At 64.2% G+C, this 14,131-nt stretch carries 14 protein-coding genes; 8 read left to right on the top strand and 6 right to left on the bottom strand.

Translation table 11 applies throughout. The features are described 5' to 3' along the window. Both NX068_RS13330 and NX068_RS13335 read left to right on the top strand, forming a co-directional pair. Positions 1-396, top strand: a 396-nt coding sequence (locus NX068_RS13330) for an ABC transporter permease subunit (protein ID WP_263461755.1), incomplete at its 5' end; no start/stop codon positions are given. A gap of 28 nt (positions 397-424) precedes the next feature. After that, on the top strand, positions 425-967 hold the full coding sequence (locus NX068_RS13335) for a nitrous oxide reductase accessory protein NosL (RefSeq protein WP_263461756.1): 543 nt from the start codon (positions 425-427) through the stop codon (positions 965-967). 259 nt (positions 968-1,226) lie between these two features. Here NX068_RS13335 and NX068_RS13340 read toward each other — a convergent pair whose 3' ends face one another. From NX068_RS13340 to NX068_RS13355, 4 genes are all read right to left on the bottom strand, one after another. Further along, the gene (locus NX068_RS13340) at positions 1,227-1,913 is read right to left on the bottom strand and encodes a cytochrome b/b6 domain-containing protein (RefSeq protein WP_263461757.1); all 687 of its coding nucleotides are present in this window, start codon (positions 1,911-1,913) and stop codon (positions 1,227-1,229) included. A 4-nt stretch (positions 1,914-1,917) separates the two neighbouring features. Next, entirely contained in the window at positions 1,918-3,498 is a 1,581-nt protein-coding gene (locus NX068_RS13345) for a tetrathionate reductase family octaheme c-type cytochrome (protein WP_263461758.1), read from the bottom strand. A 97-nt stretch (positions 3,499-3,595) separates the two neighbouring features. Beyond that, positions 3,596-4,582, bottom strand: coding sequence for an SLAC1 anion channel family protein (locus NX068_RS13350; protein WP_263461759.1), 987 nt, complete (start codon positions 4,580-4,582; stop codon positions 3,596-3,598). A 156-nt stretch (positions 4,583-4,738) separates the two neighbouring features. Beyond that, on the bottom strand, positions 4,739-5,155 hold the full coding sequence (locus tag NX068_RS13355; protein ID WP_263461760.1) for a DsrE family protein: 417 nt from the start codon (positions 5,153-5,155) through the stop codon (positions 4,739-4,741). 346 nt (positions 5,156-5,501) lie between these two features. Here NX068_RS13355 and trxC point away from each other — a divergent pair, with 346 nt between their 5' ends. After that, positions 5,502-5,936, top strand: a complete 435-nt coding sequence (gene trxC / locus NX068_RS13360; RefSeq protein ID WP_263461761.1) for a thioredoxin TrxC — start codon at positions 5,502-5,504, stop codon at positions 5,934-5,936. 27 nt (positions 5,937-5,963) lie between these two features. On the opposite strand, the gene NX068_RS13365 is transcribed toward trxC, so the two are convergent. Then, positions 5,964-6,188, bottom strand: coding sequence for a hypothetical protein (locus NX068_RS13365; RefSeq protein ID WP_263461762.1), 225 nt, complete (start codon positions 6,186-6,188; stop codon positions 5,964-5,966). Positions 6,189-6,265: 77 nt separating this feature from the next. Between NX068_RS13365 and acnA the strand changes: the two genes are divergently transcribed. Further along, positions 6,266-8,968 carry an aconitate hydratase AcnA gene (acnA, locus tag NX068_RS13370; RefSeq protein ID WP_263461763.1) on the top strand — a complete coding sequence of 901 codons (2,703 nt, stop codon included), beginning with the start codon at positions 6,266-6,268 and terminating at the stop codon, positions 8,966-8,968. A gap of 227 nt (positions 8,969-9,195) precedes the next feature. Here the strand turns inward: acnA and NX068_RS13375 are convergent, their stop codons facing one another. Beyond that, positions 9,196-9,675 carry an Lrp/AsnC family transcriptional regulator gene (locus tag NX068_RS13375; RefSeq protein ID WP_263461764.1) on the bottom strand — a complete coding sequence of 160 codons (480 nt, stop codon included), beginning with the start codon at positions 9,673-9,675 and terminating at the stop codon, positions 9,196-9,198. Positions 9,676-9,818: 143 nt separating this feature from the next. Here NX068_RS13375 and NX068_RS13380 point away from each other — a divergent pair, with 143 nt between their 5' ends. The 4 genes from NX068_RS13380 to mdeB all read left to right on the top strand — a co-directional run bounded on the left by NX068_RS13380 (position 9,819) and on the right by mdeB (position 14,131). Beyond that, entirely contained in the window at positions 9,819-10,760 is a 942-nt protein-coding gene (locus NX068_RS13380; protein WP_263461765.1) for a DMT family transporter, read from the top strand. Positions 10,761-10,872: 112 nt separating this feature from the next. Further along, positions 10,873-11,211 (top strand): hypothetical protein, encoded by a 339-nt coding sequence (locus NX068_RS13385; RefSeq protein WP_263461857.1) that lies wholly within the window; start codon positions 10,873-10,875, stop codon positions 11,209-11,211. After that, positions 11,118-11,402 carry a hypothetical protein gene (locus NX068_RS13390; protein WP_263461766.1) on the top strand — a complete coding sequence of 95 codons (285 nt, stop codon included), beginning with the start codon at positions 11,118-11,120 and terminating at the stop codon, positions 11,400-11,402. Before NX068_RS13385 ends, NX068_RS13390 begins: the two co-directional genes overlap by 94 nt. A gap of 74 nt (positions 11,403-11,476) precedes the next feature. Further along, a complete protein-coding gene (gene mdeB, locus NX068_RS13395; protein WP_263461767.1) occupies positions 11,477-14,131 on the top strand; it encodes an alpha-ketoglutarate dehydrogenase in 2,655 nt (884 codons plus the stop codon).

The following is a 14,131-nucleotide window of genomic DNA, read 5'->3' on the forward strand; positions in this document are numbered from 1 at the left end:
CTCAGCTCGGTGCTGCTCGGCTGCGCTTTCCTGAGCCTGGCGGTGATGCTGTCGGTGTTCGCCGCCGACCGCACCCGTGCTTCGGGGCTGGCGATCGCGATGTGGTTCTTCTTCGTGCTGATCTTCGATCTGCTGCTGCTCGGCGTGCTGGTCGTCACCGCCGGCCAGTGGGGCGGCGAGGCCCTGCCCTATCTGCTGCTGCTCAATCCGGCCGACGTCTTCCGCATCCTCAACATCTTCTCGCTCGAGGACGTGCGCTCGCTGTACGGCCTGGCCACCGTGTTCCCGCCGGCGCTGGCCAAGCCCTGGCTGCTCGGGCTGGTGATGGCGGGCTGGATCGTGCTGCCGCTGGCCATCGCCGCCTGGCGCTTCCGCCTCGGCGCGAGCCGTGCCTGACAACCAAGACTGCGACAGGAGAACAGACATGTGCACACACCACGACTGCCGCCACAGCCCCCCTGCCTCCCCACCCTTCGACCGGCGCCGCTTCCTGATCGCCGGCGCCGCCACCGGCCTGCTCGCCGCCTGCGGCGGCACGGACGGCGGCAGCGGCTCGGTCGTTGCGCTCGAGATCGACCGCAGCACCAGTTGCGCGCTCGACGGCATGCTGCTGGCCGATTACCCCGGGCCCAAGGCGCAGATCCATTACGCCGGCGTGCCGGAGCCCGACTGGTTCTGCGACACGCTGGAGATGTTCAACATCCACCTGAGCCCGGAGCAGGCGCGCCGCGTCACCGGCATTTTCGTCCAGGACATGGGCAAGACCGACTGGGATGCGCCGGCCGGGCACTGGATCGATGCCCGCCAGGCCTTCTACGTCTTCGGTTCGAAGCGGCTGGGTTCGATGGGGCCGACCGCCGCCTCCTTCGCCACCGAGGCCGATGCCCAGGCCTTCGCCACCCAGCACGGCGGCAAGGTGCTGAAGTTCAGTGAAGTCACGCCGGACATGGCCATCCCGAGCGACTGATTTCGATTTCTGGGCCAGCGCCTCCCTCGGAAATTACGTTGGTGCGGACAACGATCATTCAAAGCCATTGGTTCGGCCGGCGTTCTGTCGCGCACGCTCTCGAAGATGGCGATCTCCTCGTCGGCCAGAGCACCTGCCTCCCGGGTGATGGAGGCCAGTAGCGAACCGGGCTTCAAACCTTGGTCAGGTTCGTTGCCAGGCTTTACATCACGTGATCTACCGTCGCAAAACCCGGTGGGTGAACCTGCCCGGTGCCGGTTCATGGCATGCCGATCCGCGCCGGATCGTCGTCCCCCTGGAGCGAGCGGCCGGACCGGGCAGGGTCGCCCTCCGGCTCCTCATCCTCCCAGCCGGTGATCATCGCCTTGATGTGGGCGAACACCGTGTGCCCGGTGGTAGTGAGGTACACGTGCACGATGAAGAACACCAGCATCATGAAGGCGCCCGCGGTGTGGGCGGTGGCCACCCATTCCAGTTCCAGCCAGCGGTCGACACCGTAATCCCCCCACCAGGCGTAGAAGAGATAGAACAGGCCGGAGACCCAGATGACGGGCGAAACCACCGCCAGCAGCGCCAGGTAGGCCAGGCGCTGCAGCGGATTGTGCTTCTTGAGCGCGGTCTTGTGGTAGGGGTGGGGCGCGCCGCGGAAGATGCCCCAGGCGTAGTAGCGCACCATGGCATCCACCTTCTTCAGCGTGGGGATGTACTGCCGCCACTCGCCGGTGGTGAATTGCCAGAAGATGGTGAAGGCCCACAGCACCAGCAGCGCCCAGGCGGTCAGGGTGTGGTACTCCACCGCGCGGCGGAAGCCGAAATTCTCGTAGGCGCCGGCGATCTCGAAGCCGGTGAGCATCATGAAGACGATCAGCACGGCCTGGGACCAGTGCCAGAAACGCTCGTAGCGCTTGAAGACGTAGATGCGGCGCACGGGTCGATGTTCGTTCATGGTGTCACTTCCCCCGGTAGTGGGTGAGGATGCGCAGCGCGCCATGGATCAGCACGCCGGCCAGGGCCGCGAGCGCGGCCAGCCAACCGGCGGTGTGCAGCAAGGGGAGGCCGTCGCGGCCCGGAACGTAGATGCCCTCCACGCCCGCCAGGCGTCCATCCCGGCTGTGGCATTCGTGGCAGGCCACGGCCTGCTCCTTGGGCGCCACCATGTGGGTGATCGGCCAGATCATGCGGGTGGCGACGAAATCGAACTTGCCGCTGTAGGGCTGGCCCGTGGCCGCGGCGCCGGCGGCCAGCGCCTTGGGCCAGTCGAAGTTGTACCAGAAGGCGGTGTCGTCCGGCGTGGCGGTGTGCGGTACCAGCAGCGTGCGGTGCTCCACGTCGTAGGGCTGCCTGCCGTGGAAGATCTTCACCGGCCAGATGCGTGCGTCCGGGTCGCCCGGGCCGCCGTGGAAGGTGTTGATCGCCACTTCGGCGGACGGGTCGATGCGGGTGTCGGCCGTCGTGTAGGTGACCTTGCCGTTGAACCACAGGTAGTCGGGCACCACGTTCTCGCCGAGGACGAAGTCGCCCTTCCTGCTGTCGTAGATCACGTGGCCCTTGTCGTCCTTCTTCTGGAAGGGCTTGCCGTTTTGGTCCATCCGGCCGGCGGTGGACCAGTCCCAGCCCATCTTGGTGGGCACGCCGCCGCGCGCGAAGCCCGGGATGTGGCAGGCCTGGCAGGCCAGGGTGTCGGTGTGGGCATTGAGCCGTCCGGCATGCAGCAGGCTTTCCTTGTGGGGTTTGTCGCCGTGACAGGACTGGCAGGTGGCCGGATTGCGTTCGCTCTTCTGGCCGCGCACGAGGGGACCGTGGGGATCGGCGGCGGTCATGGCGATGCGACTGCCGGGCACCTTGTGCTCTTCGGCCTGGTGGCAGTCGCTGCAGGCGAAGTTCAGGCCGTCCTGCGCCATGTGCACGTCCAGTTCGCGCGGTGCGGCGTTGAGGGAGGAATCCAGGTCGCCATGCTTCACGCCGTCCCCGCCGCCGCCGTAGTAGTGGCAGGTGCCACAGGTCTTGCGCGAAGTGGAGCCCACGTGCTGCGCCACCCGGGCGAGATCGGTGGCCTCGACGAACTTGCCCGACTGGGGCGGCCATTCCATGCGTTCGTAGGCCGGGTGTCCGGCCAGCCCGGAGAGCTTCGTGTAGCCGCCCGTATTGTGGCAGGCCAGGCAATCCACCTTCTCCTCGGCGGAGAAATCGAAGCTGTCGTCTTCCCAGCCGTAGCCCACGTGGCAGGACTGGCAGAAAGCCTCGTTGGACCTGTCGCCGATGCAGAAGCCGTTGAGCATGGTCTTCTTGCCCAGCTTGCTGCCGTCGGCCGGATTCTCGTATTCCCAGGTCCAGTGGCGGGTGGCCATGACCTGCCTGGCCGCCTCGGTGTGACAGGACAGACAGGCGCGGGTGACGTCCTCACCGCTGGCAAACGGGCCCTGCAGTTCCTCGAACTTGCCGTGGTCGGCGGTAGCCGCCAGGGCGCTGCCTGCCATCCACAGCACCACGCCGAGTGCGCATGCCGCACCCCGGCCGATCATGGTCTCCATGCTCCTCTTCCTTTTCTTTTCTAATGTCCCGCACATGGCAGCATCTGGCGTCAAGCCCGACAGGCCGACCGAATGGCCGGCACCATCATCGCGCCCTCTATTCGGGCACGCAGATTCTGTGTCCGGCCGCCGCCGCGAGGGTCTTCACCGCCAGCAGGACAACCACTGCGCTGAGTGTCGCCAGCAGCACCCAGGACAACCCCGCATGGAAGGCGGAGCCGCTGCGTGCGCTCATTTCGAAGGTGGCGATCGTCATCGCCGCCAGCGGGAAGGAATAGGCCCAGGCCGAAATGAAGAACGGCAGACGCAAGAAGCGCACGGCATTGCTCGCCAGCAGCAGGGTCAGGAACAAGGCGGTGAAGTACAGCACGCGGGCGAAGGCATCGAGCTGGCCGGTCAGCGCCACGTAGGAAATGAAACCCACCGCGGGCGGCGCGATCAGGATGAACAATGTCGGCGTCAGGCGCGCCGGCAGCGGTTCGTGGAAGAACAGGCGGTAGAGCACGATGGTCATCAACACCAGCCAGAACACCAGCCCGATGCTGAAGAAGAACCAACTGACGTCCGCCGGGGCGAAACGCACGCCGGCGATCGGCACGAGGATGTTGCCCACCACCGGAATGAACCAGGCCGGGTTGGCATGCCTGATGTCGTAATGGGTGTGGTGGATCCAGCTGCTCATGGCGAAAAGCGTGAACGTCAGGTGGACCGCGGCGCCGATGCCCCACAGCCAGCGTGCCGCAGCGGGCGCGTCCTGGGCCCAGGCGATACCGAGCAGGATGAGGCCGATCGAGATGGCGGGAAAAAAATTGAGCCGTACCGGGTGGGCCCAGTCGGAGCGTACGGCGTCCGGATGGCGCAGCACCTTGGCGGCGTAGACCGCCAGCAGGAACACGTACAGGCCGCTCGCCAGCCAACGCAGCACGATGCCGGCCTCCGGCGGAACGCCGCCGCCATGATGCGCCTTGAGCCAGGCAATGGCCAGCCCGGCCACGCCCATGACGGTGGAAAACAGGGCGATGGGGAAATGCGCCAGTCGCCCTGCGTGGGCAACAGGTGCAGTGCTGGAAGCGGGGACGGTCATGGGAAGCTCCCGGGCCGGCGAATCAGTAGCGGATATGGATGCGGACTTCGTGCGGCGTGGCGCCGGGCACGAGCTGGAAGGCGCCGTCCTCGAAGGCCGGACGGTAGCCCGCCGAATTCGACCCGCAGTTCGCCCGGCACGGCGGCCCGTATCCGCTCAGAATCCGATGACCTTGCGGTTCGGTTCCAGCAGAGCGCGCCCCATGTCGGCGGGCTTGGCCGGCCTGATGCCATCCTTGAGGTCCTCCGGCTTGTTTCCGGAGTTGGGCAGGTAAAGTGCGCAGACCGAAGCCGTCGCCCCCTTCTTCAGCGCGGCGTCGAGCAACTGCGCGGGGGTGACGTCGTTGGGCTTCAGGGCTTCGCCCCCCGCATTCCTGAGTGCCAGATCTCCGGCCTTGTCGCACAGCAGGATGTCGACCTGGGCACCTTGCTCCTGCATCTGGTTGGCGAGGACCATGGCCATGCCTTGCGTCATGGTGCTGGCGTCGTTGAGCACGACGGTGACAGCCTGCTTGTCGGCGAGTGCGGTGCCGGAACCGAGTGCGAAGGCGAGTGCGACGAGGGTTTTCTTCATGGTGAAACTCCTTGTGGACGAAAGACGTGAGCGTTCGATCAGGCGGTCTGTCCGCCGGATGCAGGCACAAGACCGGCCGGTATCGATGCCGATCAAGATGCATGCCAGTTCTCCCCGCTCTGCTCCATCGCCGCATTTGCATGACTCTTCACCGCTTTCGAGCTTGCTCGAAGCCTGCCATGGCAGCCATTTCCTGCCATCTGTGGCAGCACCGCCACGAACGGCAGCACACTCCCTGCCAGCAGTCCGCCGCCGGGAGGCCGCAGTGCGGCCCCGCCCTTCCTTGAAACACCGGGCTCCGGCCCGATATGCCGAACGAGCATTACGAACCAGGATGCCAACGACCATGAACGCCCCGCTCCATCTCGTCTGCCCCCACTGCCACGCCGTCAACCGCCTGCCGGCCGAGCGCCTGGGTCAGGCGCCCAACTGCGGCCAGTGCCACCGTCCCCTGTTCGAAGGACAGCCAGTGGAACTCGACGCGACAACCTTCTCCCGGCACCTTGCCCGCAACGACATCCCGCTGCTGGTGGATTTCTGGGCGCCATGGTGCGGCCCCTGCCGCATGATGGCGCCCCACTTCGTCGAAGCCGCGCGCCTGCTGGAACCAGGGGTACGCCTGGCCAAGGTGGATACGGAGGCGGCACCGCAACTGGGCGCGCAATACGGCATCCGCAGCATTCCCACGCTGGCGCTGTTCGCCGGCGGGCGGGAGGTCGCGCGCCAGGCCGGCGCCATGACCGCGCCGGACATCGTGCGCTGGGTGAACAGCCGCCTGTGAGAGTGGGTAGTTGCGGATGGATTCGCCCTAGCCCGCGACCAGGTCGAAATCGAAGCAGCCGTCGCCCCAGGCCCGCCATTCCGCGCTGAAGTTGGTTTTGCCGGCCGTGCCGTCACGGGGAATGCGGCGATGAACGACGGCATTCCTGTCCGGTGTCGCCAAGGTGCTGCCCACCCTCGGCGAACTGCCGGCGGACCGGACACTCGAATACCAGAGGCTGCCGGCGCCACTCAAGATCGTATCGGTCAGCACGATGGCCGTGATCGCCGCTGGTCGACTGCCAGAGCCGCTGCATCCACAACATGCCATCCCCCCGAAAGGATCACGCCATGACGAGCTCCCACGATAGCTTCCGATCCCGCAGCCGCCTCCAGCTCGGCGACCAGTCCTATACCTACTTCTCGATTCCGGAAGCGGAAAGGAACGGCCTTGCAGGCGCATCGCGCCTGCCGTTCTCGATGCGTGTCCTGCTCGAAAACCTGCTGCGCTTCGAGGATGGGCGCACCGTGCGGCGCACCGACATCCTCGCCGTGGCCGACTGGCTGAACGACAAGGGCCGGCTGGAGAAGGAAATCGCCTTCCGCCCCGCCCGCGTGCTCATGCAGGACTTCACCGGCGTGCCTGCCGTCGTCGATCTGGCAGCCATGCGCGACGCCATCGGTCTGCTCGGGGGCGACCCGAAGAAGATCAACCCGCAGGTGCCCGTCGATCTGGTCATCGACCACTCGGTGATCGTCGATGAATTCGGCACCTCGCTTGCCTACCGCCACAACGTGGAAAAGGAATACCAGCGCAACGGCGAGCGCTACCGCTTCCTGCGCTGGGGTCAGGACGCATTCGACAACTTCCGCGTCGTTCCGCCCGGCACCGGCATCTGCCACCAGGTGAACCTGGAGTACCTGTCGCAGACGGTGTGGACCCGCAGCGAGGGCGGCGAAACCGTCGCCTATCCCGATTCGCTGGTCGGCACCGATTCGCACACCACCATGGTCAACGGCCTTTCCGTGCTGGGCTGGGGCGTTGGCGGCATCGAGGCGGAGGCAGCCATGCTCGGCCAGCCGCTGTCCATGCTGATACCCGAGGTCATTGGCTTCAAGCTCTCCGGCCGGCTGATGGAAGGCGTGACGGCCACCGACCTGGTGCTGACCGTGACCCAGATGCTGCGCAGGAAGGGCGTGGTCGGCAAGTTCGTGGAGTTCTACGGCCCGGGGCTCGACGCGCTGAGCATCGAGGACCGCGCCACCATCGGCAACATGGCGCCCGAATACGGAGCGACCTGCGGTTTCTTCCCCATCGACGAGGCGACGCTGCGCTACCTGCGCAAGACCGGCCGCGCCGAGGAGCGCGTGGCGCTGGTCGAGGCCTATGCCAGAGCGCAGGGCATCTTCCGCACGGCCGAGACACCCGACCCGGAATTCACCGACACACTCTCGCTCGACCTTGGCGACGTGCTGCCGTCTCTGGCCGGCCCCAAGCGCCCGCAAGACCGCATCCTGCTCTCGGCCGCCAAGCAGGGCTTCGTGGATGCGATGGAAACCGAGTTCAAGAAGGCCGCCGACATCGCCGCGCGCTACGCGGTCGAGGGCAAGCCCTTCGATCTCGGCCACGGCGACGTGGTGATCGCCGCCATCACCTCCTGCACCAACACCTCGAACCCCAGCGTGATGATCGGCGCCGGGCTGCTGGCCCGTAACGCGGTGGCGAAGGGCCTGAAGGTGAAGCCGTGGGTGAAGACCTCGCTCGCCCCCGGATCGCAGGTCGCCGGCGAATACCTGGAGAAATCCGGCCTGCAGAAGAGCCTCGACGCGCTCGGCTTCAACAGCGTCGCCTACGGCTGTACCACGTGCATCGGCAACTCCGGCCCGCTCGCCGCGGAAATCTCGCGCGCGATCAACGACAACGGCATCGTCGCGGCTGCCGTGCTATCGGGCAATCGCAACTTCGAGGGCCGCATCAATCCCGACGTGCGCGCCAACTACCTCGCTTCTCCGCCGCTCGTGGTGGCCTATGCGCTCGCCGGGTCGATGCAGATCGATCTCACGACCGAGCCGCTCGGCACGGGCTTCGACGGCCAGCCGGTGTACCTGAAGGACATCTGGCCGTCTTCCCGGGAGATCCAGGCGTTCATCGACCAGAACATCTCCGAGGCCTTGTTCCGCCGCCGCTACGCGGACGTGTTCACGGGCGACGACAACTGGAAAGGCATCACCGTCTCCGGCGGGCTCACCTACCAGTGGGACGCCCAATCCACCTACGTGCGCAACCCTCCGTATTTCGACGGCATCACCAGGACACCCGAGCCGGTCCAGGACATCGTTGGCGCTCGCATCCTCGGTCTCTTCCTCGATTCGATCACCACGGACCATATTTCGCCCGCGGGCTCGATCAAGGAGACGAGCCCCGCCGGCCGCTACCTGCGCGACCACGGTGTGAGCCCGCCGGACTTCAACCAGTACGGCACCCGCCGCGGCAACCACGAAGTCATGGTGCGCGGCACCTTCGCCAATATCCGCCTGAAGAACCAGATGGTGCACGACGAGGCCGGCAATGTCGTCGAAGGCGGCTGGACCGTGCATCACCCCTCGGGGGAAAGGCTGGCGATCCACGATGCCGCCGAACGCTACACGGCCGAAGGCGTGCCGCTGGTGGTGTTCGCCGGCCGCGAATACGGCACGGGGTCCTCGCGCGACTGGGCGGCCAAGGGCAGCAAACTGCTCGGCATCCGTGCCGTCATCGCGCAGAGCTTCGAGCGCATCCACCGCTCCAACCTTGTCGGCATGGGCATCCTCCCACTCGTGTTCGAGGAAGGCACGTCATGGCAGACGCTCGGCCTCAAAGGCGACGAGCGGGTGAGCATTCGCGGCCTCGGCGGTGCACTCCAGCCTCGCCAGACGCTCGATGCCGAGATCGTTTTCGCAGATGGCACGGTGAAGAGCGTCCCGCTCATCGTGCGCATCGACACACTCGACGAGCTGGATTACTTCAGCAACGGCGGCATCCTGCATTACGTGCTGCGGCAGCTCGCCTCATGAGGAGCGATCACCCCTTACCAGTCTTGCGCGTCCTCTTCTGAAGCTGCTTCACGATCTGCGGCGGAATGGTCCAGTTCCACAACCACCGGCGCCCACATCAGGCATTGGGCATGAAGGCCCCGCTGATGCGTATGCGTTAGCGACCTGGCCTGTGCAAAAACCGCTGGGTCATTACACGCAGGTGCCAGTGGCTTCCAGTCTTTGCCTCGGACAATCTCACAACGACACTATCCAAGGTGCCCCGTCGGAAGGGCAGTCGTGTATTTAACCCGATTCAACGCAAAACTCGAGCGGATGCTCGCCACACAGGGAATCTGTGTCAGGCACTCCAGTAGCAATTCCTGATATCCCTTCAAATCCTCGATAACCACACGCAGCAAAAAATCAGCTTCACCGCTCATCAGGTAGCACTCCATCACCTCCGGACGCTGCTCGATTGCACGCGTAAATTCCTCCAGCGACACCTTGTCCTGCTGCTTCAACGAGACATGGACAAAGACGTTGAGGGTTAACCCAAGCTTCAACGGATCGACAAGAACCACCGAGCCGCGAATGACGCCGTTCTGCTTCAGATCCGCCACTCTCCTATAGCAAGGCGATGGAGAGAGACCTATACGCTCCGCGAGGTCGGCGTTGCTGATCTCCGCATTCTCCTGAAGTGCATCGAGGATGCGCAGGCTCGCTTCATCAAGCCCAATCTTGCTCATAATTAATTTATTCCTTTTTTCATCATAAATAGAAAATTTTCACCTAATAATTCCGTTAAACTAGAAAATATAGAGCACATTTTTCTATAAGTACGGCCTAGAATTTTCTTTCGAAATATCGTTTTCCAAAAGAGATTCTAGCAATGAGCATCATTGGCAGTTCGCAAACCATCACGAGGGCTTCCCATCCCCTTTCCGCGGGGAACGGAACTTCAGCGTGGCTTGGAGCCATGGTGTTGCTGTGGGGCTTGAGCTGGCCGGCCACAAAGATCGCACTCGATACGGTGCCGCCACTGTGGCTGGCAGCCATCCGCTTCGGCTCTGCCGCGATCTGTCTGTTCGCGTTCACCGCCATGCGTGGCCAACTTCGGCGGCCTCCGCGAAAGGACTGGCCAATCGTTTCAAGCATGGGGCTGCTGCAGATGATGGCCTTTACCGGACTCGGCATGATCGCCATGACGCATGTCGATACGGGACGAGCGGTGCTGCTCGCCTATACGACCCCGCTGTGGGGCGTCATCGTGAGCTGGTTGGCGTTCCGTGAGGCACCGACGCGGGTGCAGTTGCTGGCGCTGGTGATTGGTCTGGCCGGAATCGGGCTCATCGTGTCCCCGTTCGAAATGGACTGGACAGCGCCAGGCGCGCTCATGGGGGCCACCTTCTTGCTCATCGGAGCGATCTGCTGGTCGATCGTCATCCTGCACGTCAAGCGCCACTGCTGGACCACGACTCCTCTTGCACTGGCGCCGTGGCAGATGGCGCTGGCGACTGTCCCGCTGGCGGGCTTCGCCTTCGTGCTGGAGGGCTCACCGGCAACGATCCCTTTCGATTTCCGCCTGTTGGAGCTTCTGTTCTTCATCGGGCCCGTCGCGACTTCTGCCTGCTTCGTCATCTCGGCCGAGCACGGCAGGCGCATCAGCACCTTCGCCATGTCGAATTTCACGCTGGGCGTGCCACTGATTGGAATCACAGCGTCCGTGTTCTTTCTGGGCAGCCAACTGACACCGCTCTTCATCGTCGGTCTCGGCCTGATCGTCAGCGCGGTTGTGCTGACGGCAACGGTAGCAGCACGGACTACGAGGTGACGAAAGATATTCCGAGTCGTGGGACGTGAGGTCGCCCAGGCAATGCATCCCGATCCTGCGCGGAGTTGTCCCGATCGCACGGATCAACATTCAGTACGGAGACAGTCTGCAGATGAAGATATCCCAACGTGCGCAATCCATGACGCCATTCTTTGCCATGGAGTTCGGCAAGCATGCGGCCTGTCTTGAGGCGCAGGGGCACAAGATCATCAAGCTCAGCCTCGGCGAGCCGGATTTCGATGCACCGCCGATCGTCGGCGACGCTTTCCCAGAAGGCTGCCCTCGCCTGCTTAACCCCCCGAAACGCTCTCCATCTGCGAAGCGCGCCGGGTCGAGTTCACACAGCGCCGCAAGCTGGTGCTGGACGGACTGGAGCGAATCGGCCTGCCGGTTCCAGTCTCACCCGATGGAGCGTTCCACGTCTATTTCGACGTCAGCGACACCGGCATGACTTCCTGGCAATTCTGCCAACGGGTGCTGGAAGAGGTGCACGCCACGCTGACACCCGGCAAGGATTTCGGCCATTGCAGCGCGAACGTCCATGTCCGGCTGTCCCATGCCGCCTCCATCGGAGATCTTGAGGAAGCAATCAGGCATCTCGACCAGTTCATGAACCGTCTCAACGCCGAGCGCACATCTTGAAACCCCACCCCCACCTGACCGTTTTCCCCCTCTCCCCCTGCATCACGCCCCTTATTCCATCTGAGGATTCCGTAATGACCCCCGACCTCGACCCCATCGAAACCCGCGAGTGGCTGGATGCTTTTACCGCCATCGCCAAGTTGAGCGGCAGCGACCGCGCACAGTTCATCCTGTCGCAACTGAGCGATGCCGCCCGAGAACACGGCGTATTCACGCAGAACCAGCCCTTCTCGGCCTACCGAAACACCATTCCACTGGCGAAACAAGGCGCCTATCCAGGCGACCTGGCGATGGAGGAACGGATCACTTCGATCATGCGCTGGAATGCGCTGGCGATGGTGGTGCGGGCGAACAAGGCGTTCGGCGAACTGGGTGGCCACATCGCGTCCTATGCTTCGGCGGCCGAGATATTCGAACTGGGCTTCAACCACTTCTTCCGGGCACGTACCGAGGATTTTTGCGGTGACCTGGTCTATTACCAGCCCCATTCCGCCCCCGGAATCTATGCCCGCGCCTTTCTGGAGGGACGCCTCTCCGAGGCGCAACTCGCCAACTACCGGCAGGAAGTGGGCGGCAACGGCCTGTGCTCCTATCCGCACCCCTGGCTGATGCCGGACTTCTGGCAGGTGCCGACCGGCTCGATGGGGATCGGCCCGCTGAGCGCGGTCTATCAGGCACGCTTCATGCGCTACCTCCAGGATCGCGGCATGGCCGATACCGAAGGCCGTCACGTCTGGGGTGTGTTCGGCGACGGCGAGATGGACGAGCCCGAATCGGTCGCCGGACTCTCGCTTGCTGCCCGTGAGGGCCTCGACAACCTCACCTTCATCGTCAACTGCAACCTTCAGCGGCTTGACGGCCCGGTTCGTGGCAACGGCCAGATCATCCAGGAACTGGAGTCGCTGTTCGTCGGTGCGGGCTGGAACGTCATCAAGGTGCTGTGGGGCAGCGAGTGGGACAGCCTGTTTGCCCGTGACCGCGACCATGCCCTGCTGCGCCGTTTTGCCGAAACCGTGGATGGCCAGTATCAGAACCTGGGCTCGAAGGATGGCGACTACAACCGCCAGAAGTTCTTCGATGCCGATCCGGCGACCAAGGCACTGACCGAACACATGACGGACGCCGAGATTCATGCGCTGAAGCGCGGCGGGCACGACTTCCGCAAGCTGTACGCCGCCTTTGCTGCAGCCAAGGCACACAAGGGTCGTCCCACGGTCATCCTCGCCAAGACCAAGAAGGGCTATGGCATGGGTGACGCCGGTGAAAGCCGGATGACCGCGCACCAGTCCAAGAAGCTGAACCTGGACGCGCTGGTGGCTTTCCGCGATCGCTTCAACCTGCCGCTGAGCATGCAGGATCTTGAGGAGCTGCGCTTCTACAAGCCGGCCGAGGAGAGCCCCGAGATGCGCTACATGCGCGATCGTCGTGCAGCCCTGGGCGGCGCAATGCCGGCACGAACCCGCAAGCCCCCCGAGGGACGCATCCCCGCAGTGCCTGCGCTGACCGCTTATGCGGGTTTCGCGATCGAGGCAGGCGGCAAGGAAATGTCCACCACCATGGCCTGCGTGCGGATGATGGGCGCTCTGCTGAAGGACAAGGCGTTCGGCCCGACCATCGTTCCGATCGTCGCCGATGAAGCGCGCACCTTCGGCATGGACAACCTGTTCCGCCAGATCGGCATCTACGCTCCGCAGGGCCAGCTTTATCAGCCCGAAGACGCTGATTCGATGCTGTTCTACAAGGAAGCGAAGAACGGTCAGCTACTGGAGGAAGGCATCACCGAGGCGGGGGCAATTTCGTCCTGGGTCGCAGCGGCAACGTCCTACAGCATCCATGGCACGCCGATGCTGCCGATGTACATCTACTACTCGATGTTCGGTTTCCAGCGGATCGGCGACTTGATCTGGGCTGCGGCCGACCAGCGCTCGCGCGGTTTCCTGTTCGGTGCGACCGCGGGACGCACCACACTGTCGGGCGAAGGCCTGCAGCATCAGGACGGCACAAGCCATCTGGTGGCATCGACCATTCCGAACTGCCGCGCCTACGACCCGGCCTATGCCTATGAGCTGGCGGTCATCCTGGACCACGGCATGCGGCGCATGGTGACCGAAGAACGTGACGAGTTCTTCTACGTGACCATGATGAACGAGAACTACGCGCAACCCGACATGCCGGCAGGCAGCCAGGAGGGGATCATCAAGGGGCTGCATCGCCTCGGCGAACGTGGCCAGGAGACAAGCAGCCTGCGATTGATCGGTTCCGGCACGATCCTGAACGAAGTGATTGCGGCGGCGGACATCCTGCATGACGACTTCGGGATCAGTAGCGAGATCTTCTCGGCCACCAGCTTCCCCGAACTCGCCCGTGAAGCGCAGGCCGTGGAGCGGAGTAACCGCCTGAGTTGCACTGAGACACCGGCGCTGTCCCATGTCGAGACACTGCTGCCGGGCACCGCTCCCGTCATCGTTGCCACCGATTACGTCCGCGCCTTGCCGCAAATGATCGCTCCCTGGGTCAAGGGACGGTTCGTGGCGCTCGGCACCGACGGTTTCGGCCGCTCCGACCAGCGCGGCGTGCTGCGCGCCTTCTTCGAGGTGGACCGCAAGTCCATTGCTTTCGCCGCCATCGAGGCAGCAGTCCGCGAAGGATTGCTGGAGAAATCGCTTCTGAAACAAGCCGCCGAAAAACTCGGTATCGACGCAACGCATCCCGCGCCCTGGACGAGGTAA

The organism is Thauera carbonicopians (assembly GCF_025699485.1).
GTDB lineage: Bacteria > Pseudomonadota > Gammaproteobacteria > Burkholderiales > Rhodocyclaceae > Thauera.